Source organism: Pseudomonas sp. SbOxS1 (assembly GCF_013416725.1).
Lineage (GTDB): Bacteria > Pseudomonadota > Gammaproteobacteria > Pseudomonadales > Pseudomonadaceae > Aquipseudomonas.
The window spans coordinates 35,628-55,882 of the sequence record NZ_JAAVXC010000045.1 but is presented as its reverse complement, the minus strand read 5'-3'; the positions used below and the strand labels follow the sequence as shown (position 1 = coordinate 55,882).

The following is a 20,255-nucleotide window of genomic DNA, read 5'->3' as shown; positions in this document are numbered from 1 at the left end:
GATAGGCAGTCGCGTCCATTTCCCGGAGTCAATCCCCGCAATGCCCCAGATCACCCACTACAAAACCCCGTGCCCTGAGTCGGTCAACAGTCAGATCCTGCAGATGGTGGTCGACAACCTGACCGACATCAGCATGGTCGCCATCGCGCCGAGCAACCTGCTGTACAACGTCTACCAGTACGCGATCGGCTACGAGGTGCACCTGTACCTGGAGGCCTTGAACGGGGCGAAAGGGATTGAGGTGGAGTTGATCGTCGCCACGGATCTGGACGATCCGGACAAGGTCGCAGGTTTCCTGTTGTACCTGCCGGTCAAGGACGATCCAGACGCGTGCAGCGTGGCCTATATGGCCGTGGATGCCGGTCATCGGCGACAAGGGATTGCGCGCAGGATGCTGCGCGAGATGGTCGGCCGTTACCCGCATGCCGAACTGGCGTGCTCGGTGGCCAAGGTGCCGTACTTTGAATCGATGGGTTTCCAGGTGGTGGGCGCGCGTGCCACCCAGGTGCTGATGAACACCCGCGATCACGGCAGCGACGGCTTGAGGGCGCTGCTGGATGTGGCGCCCATCTATGGCTCGCTGGAGGTGCGGCAGATTCATACCTACCTGCTGCAAAAGCACGGCAAGCGGGCGATGCTCGATGCGGAAAAACAACGTGACCGGCACCTGGACCAGCTGACGCGCAAGGCCAGCGAGTTTGTCCAGGAACGATTGGAAAAACGCGGTTAAATTGTAGGAGTGAGCCTGCTCGCGATGGCGCCAGGTCAGTCAACAATGATGTTGAATGTAATACCGCCATCGCGAGTAGGCTCAGTCCTACAGGGGATTTTGGGTTGGGTTGTAGAAAGCACAAAGCCCGGCCAGGTGCCGGGCTTTCAGTGTCTGGTTTTCGCGCGGTTAAAAAAGAGCCTCAAAGCTCTTTGATGGGGAGAAGTGGAGCCATTGAGGCTCAAGATGCGCATGAAGCAGGCGGTGAGCTTGATAGGGGTTCAATGCACTCACCACCTACGCAACGGCTTGGACAAGCAAGCGGCTGCGCAACTCCATCGTAGGAAGATGGGGGGACGGTCTCAAGTACCGCTAGTCGAATCCCCCCACAAGTGTCAGCTTCTGCGATTGCGCTCCCCGGGCCAACCGGCCTGGTTCAGGGCCTCCAGCAGCGTTTCGGCATCCAGCCCCGGCACCGCGTGGCCGTTACCTTCCGTCGTTTCGGCGGCGAGCAAGGCGTTGATGATGGCTTCTTCAACGGCCTCGGTGGCCGCCAGGAACAATTCGCTGATGTGATCGTTATTGACCATGCTCAGGTTGTCGCAGGTCGGCGCTTTTTTGCTCTCGTAAGCGGCCGGTGGTACATGCTGGTTACCGGTGGCGAAAGCGATGAAGATGTCGCCGCTGTGGTCTTCATTGCCGCCGCCGGTGCGGGCCAGTCCGAGGCTGGCGCGCTGGGCCAGGCGCGTGCATTGGTGTGGCAGCAAAGGCGCATCGGTGGCCAGGCACACCACGATCGAACCCATGCCCGGGTGCGGCAGTGAAGCCTTGAGAAACGGTGAGTCGACCTGCAGCATGTAGCGCCCGACCGGGTAACCATCGACGCGCAACTCATTGCGGATGCCATGGTTGGCCTGGACAATCGCGCCAACCGTCCAGCCGCCCTGGGCACTGTTCAAGCGTCGCGAAGCGGTGCCGATGCCGCCCTTGAACTCGTGACAGATCATGCCGCTGCCGCCGCCGACATTGCCTTCGGCTACCGGGCCGCCTACTGCCGAGCGCAGGGCTTGGGCGACATGTTCTGGCTTCACATGGAAGCCGTTGATGTCATTGAGCAAGCCGTCGAAGGTCTCCAGCACCACCGGCATGTTCCAGTAGAGCCGGCCGTCGTCCGGTTGCTGCTCACGGTCCTGCACGATCAACGCATCGCGCACCACGCCCAGGCTGTGGGTGTTGGTGAAGGCGATCGGGCTGGTCAACAGGCCGGCTTCGCGAATCCACTCAAGGCCCGTGGCATCGCCGTTGCCATTGAGCACATGGACTCCGGCAAAACAGGGTTGCTGGCTGGTGGAACCGGCACGGGGTTCGATCACGGTCACCCCGGTGAGGATATCGCGACCCTTGGCGGTGCGACCGCGCACATCGCTGTGGCCGACCCGCACGCCGGGTACATCGGTGATGGCATTGAGGGGGCCGGGTTGCAGTTGGCCTAATTGGATGTTGAGATCGCGGGCACGTGGTTTCATGGGGTCTCTCGTCTTCATATTCGTGGTGGAAAAATGCTTTTGTGAGCACCGCATCCCCTGTAGGAGTGAGCCTGTGTGGCGAGGGGATTTATCCCCGTTCGGCTGCGAAGCAGTCGCAAAGCCATACAACTCGGTGTGCCTGAAGGAATGCTGGGGCCGCTTCGCGACCCAACGGGGATAAATCCCCTCGCCACACAGGCTCGCTCCCACAAGTGGGAGAGGTGGGCCTATTGACCGTTCTTGACCTTGCTCCAGATCCGCGTACGCACACGCTCGGTGGCCGGCGGCAAGGGTTGCAGGGTGAACAGCGTGGCCAGGGCCTCGGCTGATGGGTAAACCGCAGGGTTGGTGCGTGTCGCCTCGGCCACCAGCGCGGTCGCATTGCGGTTGCCGTTGGGGTAGTTGAGGTGATTGCTGACCGGGGCGATGACCTCCGCGCGCATCAGGTAGTCGATGAAGGCCAGACCCTGTTGCGGATGCGGTGCGTCCTTGAGTAATACCAGCGTGTCGAACCACACCGGTGCGCCTTCCTTGGGTAAGCTGTAGGCGATCTTCACGCCATTGCCGGCCTGCTCCGCGGTGGCCTTGGCTTCGAGCATCGCGCCGGACCAACCCACGGCGACGCAGATGTTGCCGTTGGACAGGTCACTGATGAACTTCGACGAATTGAAGTAGGCGATATGCGGACGCAGCTTGAGCAGCAGCGCTTCGGCCTTCCTGTAATCCTCGGGATTGGTGCTGTTGGGCGGCAGGCCCAGGTAGTGCAAGGCGACCGGCAGCATTTCCGCGGGCGAGTCGAGCATCGCCACGCCGCATTCGCCGAGTTTGGCCAGGTTCTCTTCCTTGAACACCAGGTCCCAGGAATCCACCGGCGCCTTGTCGCCCAGGACGGCACGCACTTTGTCCAGGTTGTAGCCAATGCCGTTGGTGCCCCACAGGTACGGCACGGCGTACTGGTTGCCCGGATCGTTGCTGGCCAGTTTCGCCAGCAGGTCGGTGTCCATGTTCTTGAAGTCAGGCATCTGCGCGTGGGGCAGCGGGGCTAGGGCGCCTGCCTTGATCAGGGTCGGCAAACTGAAGTTGCTGGCCACCACCACGTCGTAGCCGCTGCGGCTGGTCAGCAGTTTGCCTTCGAGGACTTCGGCACTGTCGAAGGTGTCGTAGACCGGCTGGATTCCGGTGTCCCGCTTGAAGTCATGCAGGGTGGTGGGGCCGATGTAGTCATACCAGTTGTACACGTGCACGGTCGGGCCATCGGCGGCAACCGCTGACAGCGAGGCCACCAGACAGGCGCCCAGCCCCAGATTGAAATACGAGCGGTGACCACTCATGATGCGGCACTCCTGGCCTGCTGCAGGCCGGTGATGATCAGGAGTGTGCAGCGTATCGAGCGGAGTGGCGGTTACCCATTCCCATCATGGGTTACTCAAAAGGGGTAGTGCGTGGACGCGTTGTTGAAAGAGTTGCCGCTGCACCAGGGATTGGCGCGGGTTTTTGGCGTGCTGGGCCAGGACGGGTTCTGGCGTGCGCTGGTGGATACCCTGCGCTTGCTGGTGCCGCTGGACAACGCCCTGGTCGCGGTGATGCGACCGGGACGGGTGCCGCGCCTGCTGATCGATTTCGACGCCACAGGCAACGGCGATGAGCATGAAGAACTGGCGGACTACCGCGCCGGCATGTACCTGCTCGACCCGTTTTACCTGGCCGTTTGCGCCGGTATCGCCGATGGCTTGCACAGCCTCGATTCAGTGGCCCCCGATCAGTTCCAGCAAAGCGAGTACTACCTGAGCTACTTTCGCACGGTGGTGGGCGGGGACGAGTTGCAGTTCATGGTCAACGTCGACGGCGCGGTCCTCGGCTTGTCCCTGGGACGCGCGACACGCTTCACGCTGCAAGAGCAGGGCAGCTTGCTGTGCGTGCGCGACTGGGTGCTGGCGGCGATGCGTCGGCACCTGCAATTGCTACCGCCAGAAGGCCCGGTTGTAGAAGCGGTAGCCGGGGACCTGGCGACCTTGCTCGATCGCTTCGATGCTCGCCTGTCGGTGCGCGAAATCGAAACCGCGCGCCTGATCCTCCAGGGCTTCTCCAGCAAGGCCATCGCCCAGCAGATGGGCATTTCCCCGGAGACGGTGAAGGTGCATCGGCGCAACCTGTATCACAAGCTCAACGTGAACGGGCATGGCGAGTTGTTTGCGCTGGTGCTCAATCCGCCAGGCTAAACACCAACGCCTTCAACCCACACTCCACATCGGCATCCGGGAACTCCGGCGGATTGTCCAGTCGCCGTTCAAAGCGCAGGCTCGGCGCTTCGCGGGTCACACCGTCGATGAGGAAGTCCGCACCGAAGGCCGGGTCGTTCATGCAGGCCAGCACCGTGCCTTGGGGGGCGAGCAGTTCCGGCAGGCGACGCAGCACCCGTTGGTAGTCCTTGGTCAGCAGGAAACTGCCTTTCTGGAAGGACGGCGGGTCGATGATCACCAGGTCGTAAGGGCCCTTGCCGATGACTTTGCCCCAGGACTTGAACAGGTCGTGGCCGAGAAAGGTCACCTTGCCCAGGTCATGCCCGTTGAGCCGGTGATTGTCGCGGCCACGGCTCAGGGCCGGGCTGGACATGTCCAGGTTGACTACATGGGTCGCGCCGCCTTCGATGGCCGCCACCGAGAAGCCGCAGGTGTAGGCGAACAGGTTCAATACGCGTTTGCCCAGGGCATTGGCCCGCACCCAGTCGCGGCCGTAGCGCATGTCGAGGAACAGCCCGGTGTTCTGTTTGCGCCCCAAGTCCACTCGATACTTCAGGCCGCCCTCGGTGATGGTCATTTCCTCGATGACGTCCCCCAGTAGCCATTCGGTGGTGCTTTGCAGCAGGTAGCGGTGTTGCAGCAGCAAGGTATGCGCGCCCGACTGCGCCCATGCCGGTGACTGCGTGAGCTCCAGCAACAGCTGCTTCAAGGCGTCCAGTTGCGCCGCTTCCGGCTCCTTGAACAGCGCCACCAGCACCACGCCCTGCAACCAGTCGACGGTCAGTTGTTCAAGCCCAGGCCAGCAACGGCCGCGGCCGTGGAACAGGCGGCGGGTTTCGGCGGGAGGGGTTGTCAGTGCCGCCAGCAAGTGGTCGTGAAGAGTGGAGAGGGCGTCTGCGTTCATGGGTCTGGATCGGCAATTTGCGGGGGCGGCATTTAACCATAGATGCGGGTCGGGTGGACGACACAAAACCCTGTAGGAGCGAGCCTGCTCGCGATAGCGGTGTGCCTGCCAACAGTTGCATCGCCTGACACGACGCAATCGCGAGCAGGCTCACTCCCACAGAGTTATCACGTTTAATTTAACTTTACGTGAGGATTTGGCGATCTTCCGGCTCCCATACTTGGCTCCAACGAACCACAACCGGGAGCCGGACATGTCGCAGTCAACTGCTTCACCCAAGGCCAGCCATCCACGCTGGCTGCGGCTCACCCACTGGCTGAACGCCCTGGCGGTGCTGGTGATGGTCACCAGTGGCTGGCGCATCTACAACGCCTCGCCGCTCTACGATTTCAGCTTTCCCAAGTCGATCACCCTGGGTGGCTGGCTGGGCGGCGCCTTGCAATGGCACTTCGCGGCGATGTGGTTTCTCGTGCTCAACGGTCTCGTTTATCTGCTCATCAACCTGGTCAGTGGCCGCCTGAAGCGACGTTTCTTCCCGGTTTCCCCCAAGGGTGTTCTGCAGGACCTGTGGGCCGCGCTGCGGGGCCGGTTGGCGCATGCCGACCTGAGTCACTACAACCAGGTGCAGCGTGTGGCGTACCTGTTCGTGATGGTCGATATCACACTGCTGGTGATCTCCGGGCTGGTGCTGTGGAAGTCGGTGCAGTTCCCGCTGTTGCGTGAATTGCTCTGGGGCTACGAAGGTGCGCGCCATGTGCACTTCGTCGCGATGGCGCTGTTGGTGGCATTCGTCGCAGTGCACCTGGTGATGGTGGCACTGGTTCCCAAAACACTGCTGGCCATGATTGTCGGTCGCAAGGAGCCCGTATGAAAAAGCGCATTCAAGACTCCGGGCTGGACGAGTCCTCCATCCTGACCGACGCCCGGAAAATCCTCGCCCCGCAGATTGAAGACCGCTCGCGCCGCGCGTTCCTGCTGCGTGGCCTGACACTCGGCGGCGTGGCCATGTTGTCCGGTTGCAACCTCACCGACAACGACAGCGTCGAGACCGCGTTGTCGTCCATGTCACGCTTCAATGACCGAGTGCAAGGCTGGCTGTTCAACCCCAATGCCATGGCACCGACCTATCCGGCGTCGATGATCACCCGGCCATTCCCGTTCAATGCCTTCTACGGCATCGACGAGGCGCCGACGGTGGAGGAAGAGAGCTACCGGCTGGAAGTCACCGGCCTGGTGGCGGACAAACGCAATTGGCGCCTCGAAGAGCTGCGCGCCATGGCGCAAACCGAGCAGATCACCCGGCATATCTGCGTCGAAGGCTGGAGCGCGATCGGTCGTTGGGGCGGTGTGCGCTTCAGCGATTTCCTCAAGCGGGTCGGGGCCGATACCGACGCCAAGTATGTCGGCTTCAAGTGCGCCGACGATTACTACACCAGCATCGACATGGCCACCGCACTGCATGCGCAAACCCTGTTGACGCTGACCTATGACGGCGCCGTGCTGCCGCGCGAATACGGCTTCCCGATGAAGCTGCGCATGCCCACCAAGCTCGGCTACAAGAACCCCAAGCATATCCAGGCGATTTTCGTCAGCAACACCTACAGCGGCGGCTACTGGGAAGACCAGGGCTACAACTGGTTCGGCGGCAGCTGACAAAACCCCGGCAAATCCCCTCGTCCACACCCCATGCATCAAGGAGTTTCATCATGAAAAAGTTGACCACCGTTGTTCTGTCCATGTGCCTGGCCGTCGGCGCTGCCAGTGTTTTTGCTGGCGATACGATGAGCAAGGACAGCATGAGCAAGGATTCGATGTCCAAGGACGCCATGCACAAAGACACCACGAAAAAGGACGCCATGGCCAAGGACGCGATGAGCAAGGACAGCATGTCCAAGGATGCAATGAGCAAGGACGGCATGAAGAAAGACGCCATGTCCAAGGACGCGGTAAAAAAGGACGCTATGTCGCAGTAACGACGAGCGACCCAATACCTGTAGGAGCGAGCCTGCTCGCGATGACGTAGTCTCAGTCGCTATTAATGTTGACTGACCTGCCGCCATCGCGAGCAGGCTCGCTCCCACAGTTTTTTGCATTGCGCAGTGGGTATGATTTCAAGTCATAGCCCCATGACATTTAATGGTTACAGGCCCGCCAGCCCCCAGTGTTAAAAAATCGCAAACCAGCTCATCAACAACAAAAAAGAGCGTTTGCAACCATGACTCATCATCAATGCCGCGTCTTCGCCAGCAACCTGCTGCGCTCTTCGAATCCTGACATCTGCCACGCAATCCCCACGGTTTGCGTGCACCTCTGATCACCCCAAATCCCTGACCCCAAATCCCTGAAGAGCAACGACCCATGAAAGAACTCGACCTGTACATCGGTGAAGGTTTCGAAGGCCCTGGCGTGAACGCCGCGCACATCAACATCCTGATCGGTCCGCGCAACGGCCCGGCTGGCCAGGCGTTCGCCAATAGCCTGGCATCGCCAAGCCAGGGCCATTGCCCGTTCATGGTGATCGCCCAGCCGAACATTCCGGTCAAGCCGATGACCCTGTATGTGAACAAGGCAGCGATCAGCAGCGAACTGCACGGCAACGCCACCTGGGGTGCGTCCCAGGCCGGTATCGCCAAGGCGGTTCTTGAAGCGTTGCTGGACGGCACCCTGCCGCCGGAAGCTGAAGACGAGTGGGCCATCGTCACCGCCAACTGGGTCAACCCGGCCTGCGACGACCTCGATGCGGTGTACCTGAACAACTACAACGCCTGCCGCACCGCGATTCGCGCCGCCCTGACCGGCAAGCCGGAAACCGCACAGCTCAAAGATGTGGTCAACCACATCAGCAACCCTTTCTACACGCCAAAAGCCTGAGGTCCGCGCCATGCAATACATTCGTTTGGGCAACTCCGGCCTGCAAGTCTCCCGCCTGTGCCTGGGCACCATGAACATGGGTACCCCGGACTGGAAACCGTGGATCTTCGATGAGAAGAAAAGCGAGCCAATCGTCAAGCATGCGCTGGACAACGGGGTGAACTTCATCGACCTGGCGGACTTCTATTCGGCCGGTGTCGGCGAAGAAGTGGTGGGGCGCATCGTCAAGCGCCTGGCCCGTCGCGAAGACCTGGTGATCACCACCAAGGTCGGCTACGGCACCCGCACCGGGATCAACGCCAGCGGCCATTCGCGCAAGCACATCATGGACAGCATCGATGCGTCGCTCAAACGCCTGGACATGGATTACGTCGACGTCTTCATGCTGCATTACTTCGACGTGAACACACCGGTCGAAGAAACCATGAGTGCCATGAACGACATCGTGCGCTCCGGCAAGGCGCGCTACATCGGTGTGTCGACCATGCTCACCGGGCAACTGGCGAAAATCCTCATGGCTTGCGAGCGTAATGGCTGGGTCAAGCCGATCAACATGCAGCTGCAACTGAACTGCGCCTACCGCGAAGAAGAGCGCGAGATGATCCCGTTCTGTCGCGACCAGGGCCTGGGCGTTTCGGTGTTCAGCCCGCTGGCCCGTGGTTTGTTGACCGGCGACGTGCAGTCGACCCGCAACCAGACCGACTTCTTCACCCAGCAGATGTACAGCGACGAGGCCTCGTTCGAGATCGCCCGTTCGGTACAGCGTGTGGCCCGTGCCCGTGGCGTATCCAACGCGCAGATCGCCCAGGCCTGGGTGGCCAACCATCCGGGCGTGGATTGCATGCTGGTGGGCGCCGACACCACCGAGCAGTTCGACAGCGCCCTGGCGGCCCTGGAGACCAGGCTCGATGCCGAAGAACTGCATGAGCTGGAACGCAACTACACGCCATGCGACGTGATCAACGATTACACCGCTGGCAAACGTATCCTGCGTTCGGCCCGTCCGGGTTCGGAGCGCTTCACCCTGACCGAGGCTGTGGCATGAGCGCGTTGATTCGTCACGGCAACTTCATCGGTGGGCAATGGTCCAGCGGTGGTCCGACCTACCCGGTGCTGAACCCTGCCACTGGCGAACTGATCGCCGACGTGCAAAAGGCCGGTGCCGAAGAAACCAACCTGGCCATCGACGCCGCCAACCGCGCGTTGCCGGCCTGGCGCAAGCTCACGGCCAAGGAGCGCAGCCAACGCATCAAGCGCTGGGGCGAGTTGATGCTGGGCAACCAGAAGGATCTGGCCACCCTGCTCAGCCGTGAGCAAGGCAAGCCGCTGGCCGAGGCCATGGGCGAAGTGGTGTACGCCGCAAGCTTCCTGGAGTGGTTTGCTGAAGAGGCCAAGCGCGCTTACGGCGATGTGATTCCGAGCCACAAGGCTGATGCGCGCATAGTCGTGGTCAAGGAAGCCATTGGTGTGGTCGCCGCGATCACCCCTTGGAACTTCCCGCTGGCCATGGTCACGCGAAAGGTTGGGCCGGCACTGGCGGCGGGCTGCACGATGATTCTCAAGCCGTCGGAAGAAACCCCGTTGTCAGCGTTCGCCCTGGCGGTGCTGGCCGAGCAGGCGGGCATTCCGGCCGGCGTGTTCAACGTGGTGTCTGGCGATGCGGTGGCGATTGGCGGGGCGCTGCAAGCTTCCGGCATCGTGCGCAAGCTGTCGTTCACCGGTTCCACCCGCACCGGCAAATTGCTGATGCGCCAAGCTGCCGACACCCTGAAAAAGGTCTCGCTGGAACTGGGTGGCAACGCGCCGTTCATTGTCTTCGACGATGCAGATATCGATGCGGCGGTGAAGGGCGCGATGGCCTCGAAATTCCGCAACACCGGGCAAACCTGTGTCTGCGTGAATCGCTTCTTCATCCAGGAAGGCGTGTACGAAGCCTTCACCGGCAGGCTCGCCGAAGCCGTTGCGGCGATGCGCGTGGGCAATGCCCTGGAAGGGGAAACCGAGCAAGGTCCGCTGATCAACGCGGCAGCGCTGGCCAAGGTAGAGCTGCATGTCGGCGATGCCCTGGAGAAAGGCGCCAAGCTGTTGTGCGGCGGTCGTCGTCACGCCCTGGGTGGCACGTTTTTCGAGCCGACCATCCTCACCGAAGCGAGCAGCGACATGCTGATTGCCCAGGACGAAACCTTCGGCCCTGTGGCCGCGTGCTTTCGCTTCACGGACGAGGCCGAAGTGTTGCAGCGGGCCAACGACACGCCATACGGCTTGTCCGCCTACTTCTACAGCCGTGACATCGGCCGCGTGTGGCGCATGGCCGAAGGTCTGGAAGCCGGCATGGTCGGCATCAACGAAGGGATCATTTCCACGGAAGTGGCGCCGTTCGGTGGCATCAAGGAATCGGGTCTGGGTCGCGAGGGCTCGAAGTACGGCCTGGATGACTACCTGGAAATCAAATACCTGTTGATGGGTGGCCTCTAACTTCACCCAAATCCCCTGTGGGAGCGAGCCTATGTGGTGAGGGGATTTAGCGAAGCGTCGCACCGTCCCGTTCGGCTGCGAAGCAGTCGCAAAACCATTACATGCGGTGTACCTGATACACCGCGTTTTTTGATTTCGGGGCCGCTTCGCAGCCCAGCGGGGATAAATCCCCTCGCCACACAAGCCCGCACACAGCAAAACGATCGGTTTCATTTCTCCGTCAATAACAACAATTGGAGACTTACATGTCCGCACAACCGGTAAAAATCGACGACCTGCCCATCGGGCGCTTCCACATCAAGATCGCTGGCCTGACCTTTGGCGCGCATTTCACCGACGGCTACATTCTCGGCCTGATCGGCATCGCGTTCACGCTGCTCAGCCCGCAGATGCAACTGGACGCTTTCTGGCAAGGCCTGATCGGCGCCTCGGCGTTGATTGGCCTGTTTCTCGGCAGCCTGTTTTTCGGCTGGATTTCCGACAAGGTCGGCCGCCAGAAAATCTTCCTGGTCAGCTTCGTGCTGATCACCATTGCTTCCGTGATGCAGTTCTACGTCGAGTCGGCTATGGCGCTGTTTCTGTGCCGGGTGCTGATCGGTATCGGCCTGGGCGGTGATTTCAGTGTCGGCCACGCCATGCTCGCCGAGTTTGCGCCGAAGAAGCACCGGGGTGTGTTGCTTGGTTCTTTCAGCGTGATCTGGACCTTCGGCTATGTGGCGGCGACCTTCGTCGGCACTGCCATGCTCAGTCTCGGTGACGATGCCTGGCGCTGGATGCTGGCGTCCTCGGCGATCCCGGCGGCGCTGATCCTGATCGCTCGCATCGGCACGCCGGAATCGCCGCGCTGGCTGGTCAATCAGGGACGCATTGCCGAAGCGCGGGCGATCGTGAAAAAACACCTGGGCGCCAACGTCGAGCTGGATGAAACCCGGTCCACCGAAACCCGCTCCGGCTATGCGGTGCTGTTCAGCCGTGAATACCGCAAACGCACGGCGTTCAACTGCCTGTTCTTCGTCTGCATCGTCATGCCGTATTTCGCCATCTACACCTTCCTGCCGTCGATCCTGCAGAAAATGGGCCTGGCAGAAGGTTTCGGTACCGAGCTGATGCTGAACATGTTGCTGATCCTCGGGGCGCTGATCGGTATCTGGTGCACGATCAAGTTCACGCGTCGCGGGTTCCTGATCAACTCGTTCATCATTCTTGCGGTCGCCCTGTTCCTGTTGGCCGTGTTGCCGGGTAGCGCGGCGTGGCTGATGGTACTGGTGTTCGGGCTGTTCACCCTGGTGCTGTCGGCGGTGAGCAACCTGGTGGGCGTATTCCCGGCCGAGAGCTTTCCGACCGAGGTGCGCGCCAGCGGGATCGGCTTGGCCACGGCCGTCAGTCGCCTGGGCTCCGCGGTGAGCACCTTCCTGTTGCCAGTGAGTGTGGCGGGGATTGGCTTGAGCCCGACCATGGGCATTCTCGCCGCGATCCTGGCGATAGGGGCATGGCTGTCCTGGGCCTGGGCGCCGGAAACCAAATCCCTGACCTTGAGCCAGGCGTGCAAGGCGCAAAGTCTGGTGGAGGAGGGTGTGCCTGTAGCCGTTAAGGTAGCGACACCGGTCTAAAAATCTACACCGGCCCAATGTAGGAGTGAGCCTGCTCGCGATGACGGAGTGTCAGACACATGAATGTTGAATGTGCCGACGCTATCGCGAGCAGGCTCACTCCTACAAGGGGGCTCTGGTGTGTCAGGGATTGCTGACCAGTTCCAACCACTCGGTAAACAACCGCACCTTCGACAATCCCCATTTGTCATTCGCCACATCCAGCCAGTAGCCATACGGCCCGATCACTTCCACGGGGGTGATCGGCACCAGGCTGCCATTGGCCAGTTCCTTTTCGATCATCTGCCGGTCGATTACCGCCAGGCCGCCACCGGCCAGGGCCGTATGGATGACCTGGTCCAGCGTGCTGAATTCCAGGCCCTGTCCGGCATCGACATCTTCGCGGCCCATCGCCGCCAGCCAGTTCTCCCAGACCTTCAGGCGCTTGCCGTTGTGCAGGATGTGCAGCAATGGAAACCGCTGCAGGTCGGGCGGTCGATCGTCGATGAACAGCTCCGGGCTGGCCACGGCGATATGCCGCTCCATCACCAGCAACTGGCTATGGCAATGCGTGGCGGCTTCGAGCCCGAAGCGGATGTGACAGTCGGTTTCCGCGAGGTTGTCGTGAGTGGCCTGGTTGGTCACGCTCAGGCTGATATCAGGGTAGCGTTGGCAGAACACCCGTAGATGCGCCGACAGCCAGCGCGTTGCCCAGGTGGGTGGTGCGACGATGCGCAGGCGCTGACGCAAGTTGGGGATGCGCACGGCCTGCAGCGCGCGTTCGATCTGGTCGAAGGCGTCGCTCAGGTGCGGGGAGAGGGCGGTGCCGGCTTCAGTCATCGACAAGCCTTGGGGCGTGCGGATGAACAGCGCCACGCCGAGGTAGTCTTCGAGCTGCTTGATCTGGCGGCTCACTGCGCCCTGGGTGACGTTCAGCCCCAAGGCTGCCTGGCTGAAACTGCGATGCCGCGCGACCTCTTCGAAGACGCGCAGCATGTTGAGCGAGGGCAGTTGGCGCATGGGAGGGGGCTCATTTTTTGATGTTGTTTTGTAGCGTCTATCTGACTATTGGCAATGAGCCGATGCAAGTGTTGTTTGGGCTGACGCCTTCGCTGGCAAGCCAGCTCCTACAGTGAAGCGCGCAAATCCCTGTAGGAGCTGGCTTGCCAGCGAAGGCGTCCTCCGGAGCGCTAAAAATTCTCGATCAGAAGTAATAACCAATATTCATGTACAACTGGTTTTCCCAATGATCCGTCCCGCCCGCCCCCAGGCTCTGGGTGTAACTGCTGCCACCAATGTACGGATCGTTCCTGCCGAATATCCATTCGGTGGCGACCCACAGTTTGCTCAGGGAGAACGATGTCCCGAGGATCACCCGCTCCGAGGTCTTGAACGCGCTGGCGGATTTGTCGAAAGCGCTGTAGTTGGCGTAGAGCTTGACCCCGCTGACCTGGTCGAACAGGTACTTGCCGGCCACGTCGTAGCTGAGGTCCGCCACATACAGATTGCCGCGGCTGGCGACGTTGTAGGTGCCGTCGTAACCACCGAGGGTCACCAGTTCGTCGGTGCCCGGGTTGCGCGGTGACATCTGCTGGCGGGCCGCTTGCAATTGCACGCCCCACGGGCCGTTCTTGCCCAGGTAGTGCACCGCCACTGCGTTACGACGGCCGTCGTTGTCGGTGTCCCTGTTCTCCAGGGACGAGGTCAGGCCGGAGAGGCCGACTTCGGATTTCCATGGCCCCAGGTCCAGGGCCTTGGCGACGCGCAGCACCACCATGTGGCGCTCCTGGTTGTCGCTGCCGTCGGTGACATAGCTGTCGGCTTCGGAAACGACGCTGGAGTAGGTGACCCCGTTGCTGGTGCCTTTGCCTTGCCAGGCCGGGCGCAGGTAGTAACCGGCCTGGAGGTTCCAGTCGCCTGCTTGCTGGATGTACTTGGCGCCGACCTGTTGCACGTCTTCCAGGCCGATGACGTTGCCCAGGGTTTCGTAGAAGGTGCTGCCGAAGTACGGCTGCAAACCGAACGGCACGGTGTTCAGGCCCACTTGCACCTGCTGGTCGGGATTGAACCGGTAGCCGACCCACGCAAACTTGGCGAACTGGATGTCGCCGTAGTCCTTGGTGTACTGGTAGGGATAGGAGCGGCCATAGAAACGGTACTGGGCTTCACCGATCCAGGTGTCGGAGTTGTATTTGGCGCTGAGGAACACCGTGTCCAGGCCGAACTTCTGGATGTCGCGATCCGGGTCATAGTCCCAGCGGGCACGAACGGCACCGCCGAGGTCGAGTTGGTCGGTGACTTGCACGGCCATGGCCGGGGCCGCAAAGGTGCAGAGTAGAGCGAGATACGAAGGATTAAGGCGCAGGGAAGCAGGGAAGGGCATGTGCAGCTCTCGTTTATTTTTATTAGAGATGCCGGCAAGTCTTGCGATCTGCGCCGCGATGAACAAACGATTAAAAATCTGCTGAAACCTTCGTCCAACGCATGTTACTGAAAAAATGCTGTAGGACAATGTACCGCCGGCATGGGATCCTTGGCGCCTTGTCACTGGTCCTTGAGAGCCTTCCATGAAACGCAAAATGCCCGGCCTGAACGCGCTCAAAGCGTTCGAGGTGGCCGGTAGCACAGGGAGCTTTACCCGCGCCGCCGAGTTGCTCAACGTCACCCAGAGTGCAGTCAGCCGCCAGGTGCGCCAGTTGGAAGAGCAACTGGGTGAGAACCTGTTGGAGCGGCGTCACCATCACCTGGAACTGACCAGCGCCGGCCGGGTGTTGTTGCGGGCATTGCACCAATCCTTCGACAAGATCGAGCTGACGGTGCGCAGCATCCAGCAGAAGTCCCACGCCAACCGCTTGCACATCAATGCGCCGCCGACCTTCACCAATCGCTGGTTGATGCCGCGCCTGGGGCGGCTGCGGGAGAAGCATCCGGAGCTGGACTTGAGTATCACCACGCGCCTGCAGGACAGCCTGGCGGAAACCAGTACGCTCGATTGTGCGATCCGTTTTGGCGACGGCGAGTGGGATGGCCTGGACAGTTCGCTGTTGTTCCAGGAACGCCACATCGCGGTGTGTGCACCGTCGTTGTATGCACGGGAGTGGAGCGCCCAGGGCATCGACCTCAACCGCCTGACACTGCTGCACGTATTGGCCCGGGAAGACCAGCGCTACCTGACGTGGAAACACTGGCTGGACGCCGCACGCATCAGCGGGGTCGATACCCAGGGCGGCTATGAATTCGATCTGCTGGACCTGGCGATCCGCGCGGCCATCGACGGCCTGGGCATCACCATCGCCGACTGGCACATGGTCGCCCCGGAACTGGCCAGCGGGCACTTGACCCAGGTGCTCAACGTGCACGTTGAAGGCCATCAGTCGTATTGGCTGGTGACCCGGCCGGAGCAGACGCTGATGCCGCAACTTCAGGTGTTCAGCCAGTGGTTGCAGGAAGAGATCTGGTTGGCGCAAAGACAACTGGAGCCCTCTACCGCGGCCGTCTAAATACCGCAGTCACCCTGTGGGAGCCAGCCTGCTGGCGATAGCGATGGATCAGTCGACATTGATGGTGAATGTCACACCGCCATCGCCAGCAGGCTGGCTCCCACAGGGGATTTCGATCGTTTGCAGGTAACATGCATTTTTCGAATGTTACATCGCTCAATAAATCGTTTGTTCAACCGGGCCCGGATGCCAAGACTGTTCGAACTGGATAAAAACAACGATGGGCGATTCACATGCGACTCGAGCGAAACTTTGTTGATGGTCAATTCATTGAGCCGGCGAGCGCTGCGCTGATCGCGGTCTATGACCCGGCGACCGAAAAACTGGTCGGCGAGGTCTCGGCCGCTACCGCCGCTGAAGCCACTTATGCGGTCGAAGCCGCCGCGGTCGCGCAGAAAACCTGGGGCAAGCTCACCAGCATCGAGCGCGCCGAACACCTGCGCTCGTTTGCCGACGCCCTTGAGGCTCGTGCCGAAAGCATCGGCGAAGCCCTGGCTGCCGAGTCCGGCAAGAGCCTGGCCGATGCCAGCAACGAAGCCCGCTATGCGGCGCAGATCACCCGCTATCACGCCGAATGGGCGCGCCGCATCGAAGGCGAGATCATTCCCAGCGACACGCCGAACGAAAACCTGTTCCTGCACCGCGAACCGATTGGCGTGGTCGCTTGCCTGATTCCGTTCAACTACCCGGTCTACACCTTGCTGCGCAAGATCGCCCCGGCGCTGATTGCCGGCAACACGGTGGTGGTGCGCCCGAGCAACAACACGCCGATCTCGGCATTCGAAATCGCCAAGGCCGTGCAGCAGTCCAGTTTGCCTGCGGGCGTGGTGAATATCCTGACCATGGATCACGCCACCGCCGCCGCTGTTTGCACCCATAAGGCCGTGGGTTTGATCACCTTGACCGGCAGCGTCAACGCCGGGCGCATCGTGCTCGACTACTGCAAGGCCAACATTGCCAAGCCATCCCTGGAACTGGGTGGCAAAACCCCGGCGATCATCGAAGCCGATGCCGATCTTGAAGCTGCGGCGACCGCAATCGTGGCCTCCAAGACTACCCACTGCGGCCAGTTGTGCACGGCGGTGGAGCGGGTCTATGTGCAGGAAAGCATTTATGAAAAATTCCTCGGCCTGCTGAAAGAAAAAATCAGCGCCGTGGAATTCGGCGATCGCGCCGTTGACCCGGCATTCATGGGGCCACTGGTCAACGCCAGTTCGCAACGGAACATCCACGCCATGGTCCAGCGTGCCGTCGCCGAGGGTGCGGTACTGGAAACCGGCGGTGTCCTGCCTGAGTGCAAAGGCCATTTCTATCCGCCAACCCTGCTCAGCGGTTGCCGCCAGGATATGGAAATCATCCAGGAAGAAATCTTCGGTCCGGTGCTGCCGGTGCTCAAGTACCGCGACATCGACGAAGCCCTGGCCATGGCCAACGACCATCAGTTCGGCCTGTCCTCGGTGCTCTATACCGAGAACTACCGCACCACGATGAAAGTCGCCAGTGCCATCGAGGCGGGCGAGTTGTACGTCAATCGCACCCCGGCCGACCCGTACCAGGGCTTCCATGCCGGCTGGAAACGTTCGGGCCTGGGCGGCGATGACGGCAAGCACGGCATGCTCGAATTCACCCAGACCCGACTGGTGGTCATGAAGTATTGATCCACCCGTAACACGCCTCACGCTGCACCCATAAAAACAATTAACACGGCCGCCCGGTCCACCGGGCGCCAGAGGTCTACTCAATGTCCAAGCAAGCATCTTCTGCTGCCGCTGTTCAGGGTTCCAACACGGCTTCGAAAAGCCACAGTGACAAGGGAAGTCGCTATTTCCAACTGATGCTGCTGGTACTGGCCGCCGGTGCGATCTACCCGATCCTGTACCTGCGTCAGGTCTACCAGACCACCATGCTCGAAGTGTTCCAGATCAACCACAGTGAACTGGGTTACCTGTATTCGATGCTGGGCACGATTTTCCTCTTGTCCTACTTGCCCAGCGGCTGGCTCGCCGACCGTATCGCCCCGCGCTTTCTGATTTTCTTCTCGCTGGTGGCCACCGGTGCCTTGGGCTTGTGGTACTCCACCGCGCCTTCGTTGACCGGGTTGATGATCATCTTCGGTTGCTGGGGCCTGACCACCGGCCTGACGTTTTGGGCTTCAGTGCTCAAGCGCGTGAAGATGATTGCCCATCACTCCGAGCAGGGCCGCTTCTTCGGCATCCTCGATGGCGGCCGCGGGCTGGTCGAAGCCTTGCTGGCGACCGTCGCCCTGGGGTTGTTCGCCTTCGCCACCGAAACCCGTGGCGAGTCGACGGCCGAAGGCTTCAAGCATGTGGTCTACCTCTACGCCTTCACCTGTATCGCCATCGGTTGTGTGCTGGTGCTGATCAAGGACCCGAAGTCGATGGAGGACACTGCGGCGGTGGAGAAGGGCAAGTTCAACCTGCTCAGCGACCTGGGCACGCTGGTGAAAATTCCTGAACTGTGGCTGGTCACCGCTATCGTGTTCTGCGGCTACCACATCTTCTGGGCTACCTACAGTTTCTCCGACTACCTGCAGGGCGGCGGCATGACCGCGGTCATGGCCGGCACCATCACCACCATCAAGTTGTGGATGCGTCCCATCGGCGGTATTGGCGGTGGCTGGCTGGGCGACAAGTTCTCCAACATCTCGGTGCTGATCGTGGCGCTGTTCCTCGCGACACTGGCGATGGTCGGCCTGATCGTGTTCCCGGCGTTGGGCAGCATGGGCTTGCTGATCGGCACGGTGATTTTCATCGGCCTGATGACCTACGCCATTCGCGGCTTGTACTGGGCCATTCTGGACACCTGCAACATACCGCTGCGTATCACTGGCCTCGCCATCGGCATTGTCTCGGTGGTGGGTTATCTGCCGGACGCTTTTATCCCCTTGATCAACGGCTACCTGACCGAACATTTCCCCGGCGCCTTTGGTTACAAGCTGTATTTCGGCTACATCGCGTTCGTCGGTCTGCTCGGGACCCTGGCGGCCCTGACCCTGCGTGCGCGTATCAATCGTAAAACTTCGAACAAGACTGGTGTTTGACATGAAAATCGTCGCCCTTGAAACCCATATCGTTGCCGTACCGCCACCGCATATCGGTGGGATGTACTGGCTGTTCGTCAAGCTCAAGACCGATTGCGGCATCGAAGGCGTGGGCGAGATCTACGCCGCGACCTTCGGCCCAAAAGCCATGCTGCCGATCATCGAAGACGTGTTCGAACGCTACCTGCTGAACCAGGACCCGCACCACATCGAGCGTTTCTTCCGCCAGGCGTACTCGAGCGGTTTTACCCAGCGTCCGGACCTGACCATGATGGGTGTGGTCAGCGGCCTGGAGATGGCCTGCTGGGACATCATCGGCAAGGCGGCGAACAAGCCGGTCTACGAGTTGCTCGGTGGCAAGGTCAACGAACGCCTGCGTTCCTACACCTACCTGTACCCGGTCAACAGCAAGGGCGAATACGACTACGACGACCCGGACCTGGCCGCCGAATGCGCCATCGAAAACATGAACAAAGGCTTCACCGCCGTGAAGTTTGACCCGGCGGGGCCGTACACCGCGTACTCCGGTCACCAGATCTCGCTGGAGGTGCTCGAGCGCTGCGAAACGTTCTGCCGCAAGATCCGCGAAGCGGTGGGGGACAAGTGCGATTTGCTGTTCGGCACCCACGGGCAGATGGTGCCGTCCTCGGCGATCCGCCTGGCCAGGCGCCTGGAAAAATACGACCCGCTGTGGTTTGAAGAACCGGTGCCGCCGGGGCAGGAAGACGCCATGGCGCAGGTCGCGGCCAAGACCAGCATCCCGATTGCCACCGGCGAGCGCCTGACCACCAAGTACGAATTCTTCAAGTTGCTGCAGGCGGGCGGCGCCTCGATCCTGCAAATGAACGTGGCGCGTTGTGGCGGTTTGCTGGAGGCGAAGAAGATCGCCAGCATGGCCGAGGCCTACTACGCGCAGATCGCTCCGCACCTCTACAACGGACCGATTGGCGCAGCGGCGAGTTTCCAGTTGGCCACCTGCACGCCGAATTTCCTGATCCAGGAAAGCATCATGACCTGGGGCGGTTTCCATGCCGAAGTCCTGACCAAACCGTTGCAGTGGGAGGACGGCTACATCATCCCGTCCACCGAGCCGGGCCTTGGCGTGGAGCTGAACATGGACGTGGTGCGCAAGCATTCGCCGTACACCGGTGAGCGCCTGCACCTGCAAATGGCGCCGACCCCGGCTGACGTCAAAGACACATCGCCGGCCAAGGGCTGACAGGACTGATGCGGTTCCTGTTGGAGCCAGCCTGCTGGCGATAGCGGTGGATCAGTCGACATTGATGTTGAATGTCAGGCCACCATCGCCAGCAGGCTGGCTCCCACAGGGGATCGCATCGTCCATCCGAATTTTGTACAACGACTTACGCGGTAACCGTG

The 20,255-nt window shown here is 61.1% G+C and carries 18 protein-coding genes; 13 read left to right on the top strand and 5 right to left on the bottom strand.

Annotation, left to right across the window (positions count from 1 at the left end; all coding sequences use genetic code 11):
- The first annotated feature begins 40 nt into the window (after window positions 1-40).
- Window positions 41-730 (top strand): GNAT family N-acetyltransferase, encoded by a 690-nt coding sequence (locus tag HFK74_RS29260; protein ID WP_180206560.1) that lies wholly within the window; start codon window positions 41-43, stop codon window positions 728-730.
- Between the two features lie 374 nt (window positions 731-1,104).
- Here the strand turns inward: HFK74_RS29260 and HFK74_RS29255 are convergent, their stop codons facing one another.
- Window positions 1,105-2,235 carry a P1 family peptidase gene (locus HFK74_RS29255; protein WP_180206559.1) on the bottom strand — a complete coding sequence of 377 codons (1,131 nt, stop codon included), beginning with the start codon at window positions 2,233-2,235 and terminating at the stop codon, window positions 1,105-1,107.
- A 227-nt stretch (window positions 2,236-2,462) separates the two neighbouring features.
- A complete protein-coding gene (locus HFK74_RS29250) occupies window positions 2,463-3,566 on the bottom strand; it encodes a polyamine ABC transporter substrate-binding protein (protein WP_180206558.1) in 1,104 nt (367 codons plus the stop codon).
- Between the two features lie 111 nt (window positions 3,567-3,677).
- On the opposite strand from HFK74_RS29250, the gene HFK74_RS29245 reads away from it, so the two are divergent.
- Window positions 3,678-4,454: a helix-turn-helix transcriptional regulator gene (locus HFK74_RS29245; RefSeq protein ID WP_180206557.1), complete on the top strand. Its 777-nt coding sequence runs from the start codon at window positions 3,678-3,680 to the stop codon at window positions 4,452-4,454.
- On the opposite strand, the gene HFK74_RS29240 is transcribed toward HFK74_RS29245, so the two are convergent.
- Window positions 4,438-5,379 (bottom strand): class I SAM-dependent methyltransferase, encoded by a 942-nt coding sequence (locus HFK74_RS29240; protein ID WP_180206556.1) that lies wholly within the window; start codon window positions 5,377-5,379, stop codon window positions 4,438-4,440. The genes HFK74_RS29245 and HFK74_RS29240 overlap by 17 nt on opposite strands.
- A gap of 253 nt (window positions 5,380-5,632) precedes the next feature.
- Here HFK74_RS29240 and HFK74_RS29235 point away from each other — a divergent pair, with 253 nt between their 5' ends.
- The 7 genes from HFK74_RS29235 (at window position 5,633) to HFK74_RS29205 (ending at window position 12,335) form a co-directional block, all read left to right on the top strand.
- Window positions 5,633-6,250 carry a cytochrome b/b6 domain-containing protein gene (locus tag HFK74_RS29235; protein ID WP_180206555.1) on the top strand — a complete coding sequence of 206 codons (618 nt, stop codon included), beginning with the start codon at window positions 5,633-5,635 and terminating at the stop codon, window positions 6,248-6,250.
- Complete coding sequence (locus HFK74_RS29230) at window positions 6,247-7,032, top strand: molybdopterin-dependent oxidoreductase (protein WP_008054516.1); 786 nt, start codon at window positions 6,247-6,249, stop codon at window positions 7,030-7,032. The genes HFK74_RS29235 and HFK74_RS29230 overlap by 4 nt, the downstream gene beginning before the upstream one ends.
- Window positions 7,033-7,085: 53 nt before the next feature.
- Window positions 7,086-7,352 (top strand): pentapeptide MXKDX repeat protein, encoded by a 267-nt coding sequence (locus tag HFK74_RS29225; RefSeq protein ID WP_180206554.1) that lies wholly within the window; start codon window positions 7,086-7,088, stop codon window positions 7,350-7,352.
- Between the two features lie 385 nt (window positions 7,353-7,737).
- Complete coding sequence (fae, locus tag HFK74_RS29220) at window positions 7,738-8,250, top strand: formaldehyde-activating enzyme (protein ID WP_180206553.1); 513 nt, start codon at window positions 7,738-7,740, stop codon at window positions 8,248-8,250.
- Window positions 8,251-8,260: 10 nt separating this feature from the next.
- On the top strand, window positions 8,261-9,295 hold the full coding sequence (locus HFK74_RS29215; protein WP_180206552.1) for an aldo/keto reductase: 1,035 nt from the start codon (window positions 8,261-8,263) through the stop codon (window positions 9,293-9,295).
- Window positions 9,292-10,725 carry an NAD-dependent succinate-semialdehyde dehydrogenase gene (locus HFK74_RS29210; protein ID WP_180206551.1) on the top strand — a complete coding sequence of 478 codons (1,434 nt, stop codon included), beginning with the start codon at window positions 9,292-9,294 and terminating at the stop codon, window positions 10,723-10,725. The genes HFK74_RS29215 and HFK74_RS29210 overlap by 4 nt, the downstream gene beginning before the upstream one ends.
- A gap of 245 nt (window positions 10,726-10,970) precedes the next feature.
- Complete coding sequence (locus tag HFK74_RS29205) at window positions 10,971-12,335, top strand: MFS transporter (RefSeq protein ID WP_180206550.1); 1,365 nt, start codon at window positions 10,971-10,973, stop codon at window positions 12,333-12,335.
- A gap of 123 nt (window positions 12,336-12,458) precedes the next feature.
- On the opposite strand, the gene HFK74_RS29200 is transcribed toward HFK74_RS29205, so the two are convergent.
- Together HFK74_RS29200 and HFK74_RS29195 are read right to left on the bottom strand one after the other, a co-directional pair.
- Window positions 12,459-13,334 (bottom strand): LysR substrate-binding domain-containing protein, encoded by an 876-nt coding sequence (locus tag HFK74_RS29200; protein WP_180206549.1) that lies wholly within the window; start codon window positions 13,332-13,334, stop codon window positions 12,459-12,461.
- 184 nt (window positions 13,335-13,518) lie between these two features.
- Window positions 13,519-14,697 (bottom strand): hypothetical protein, encoded by a 1,179-nt coding sequence (locus HFK74_RS29195; protein WP_180206548.1) that lies wholly within the window; start codon window positions 14,695-14,697, stop codon window positions 13,519-13,521.
- 184 nt (window positions 14,698-14,881) lie between these two features.
- On the opposite strand from HFK74_RS29195, the gene HFK74_RS29190 reads away from it, so the two are divergent.
- The 4 genes from HFK74_RS29190 to HFK74_RS29175 all read left to right on the top strand — a co-directional run bounded on the left by HFK74_RS29190 (window position 14,882) and on the right by HFK74_RS29175 (window position 20,094).
- Complete coding sequence (locus tag HFK74_RS29190; protein ID WP_180206547.1) at window positions 14,882-15,814, top strand: LysR substrate-binding domain-containing protein; 933 nt, start codon at window positions 14,882-14,884, stop codon at window positions 15,812-15,814.
- A gap of 233 nt (window positions 15,815-16,047) precedes the next feature.
- The gene (gene aldA / locus HFK74_RS29185; protein WP_180206546.1) at window positions 16,048-17,472 is read left to right on the top strand and encodes an aldehyde dehydrogenase; all 1,425 of its coding nucleotides are present in this window, start codon (window positions 16,048-16,050) and stop codon (window positions 17,470-17,472) included.
- A gap of 83 nt (window positions 17,473-17,555) precedes the next feature.
- The gene (locus HFK74_RS29180; RefSeq protein ID WP_180206545.1) at window positions 17,556-18,875 is read left to right on the top strand and encodes a nitrate/nitrite transporter; all 1,320 of its coding nucleotides are present in this window, start codon (window positions 17,556-17,558) and stop codon (window positions 18,873-18,875) included.
- Between the two features lies 1 nt (window position 18,876).
- Complete coding sequence (locus HFK74_RS29175) at window positions 18,877-20,094, top strand: mandelate racemase/muconate lactonizing enzyme family protein (protein WP_180206544.1); 1,218 nt, start codon at window positions 18,877-18,879, stop codon at window positions 20,092-20,094.
- Window positions 20,095-20,255 lie beyond the last annotated feature (161 nt).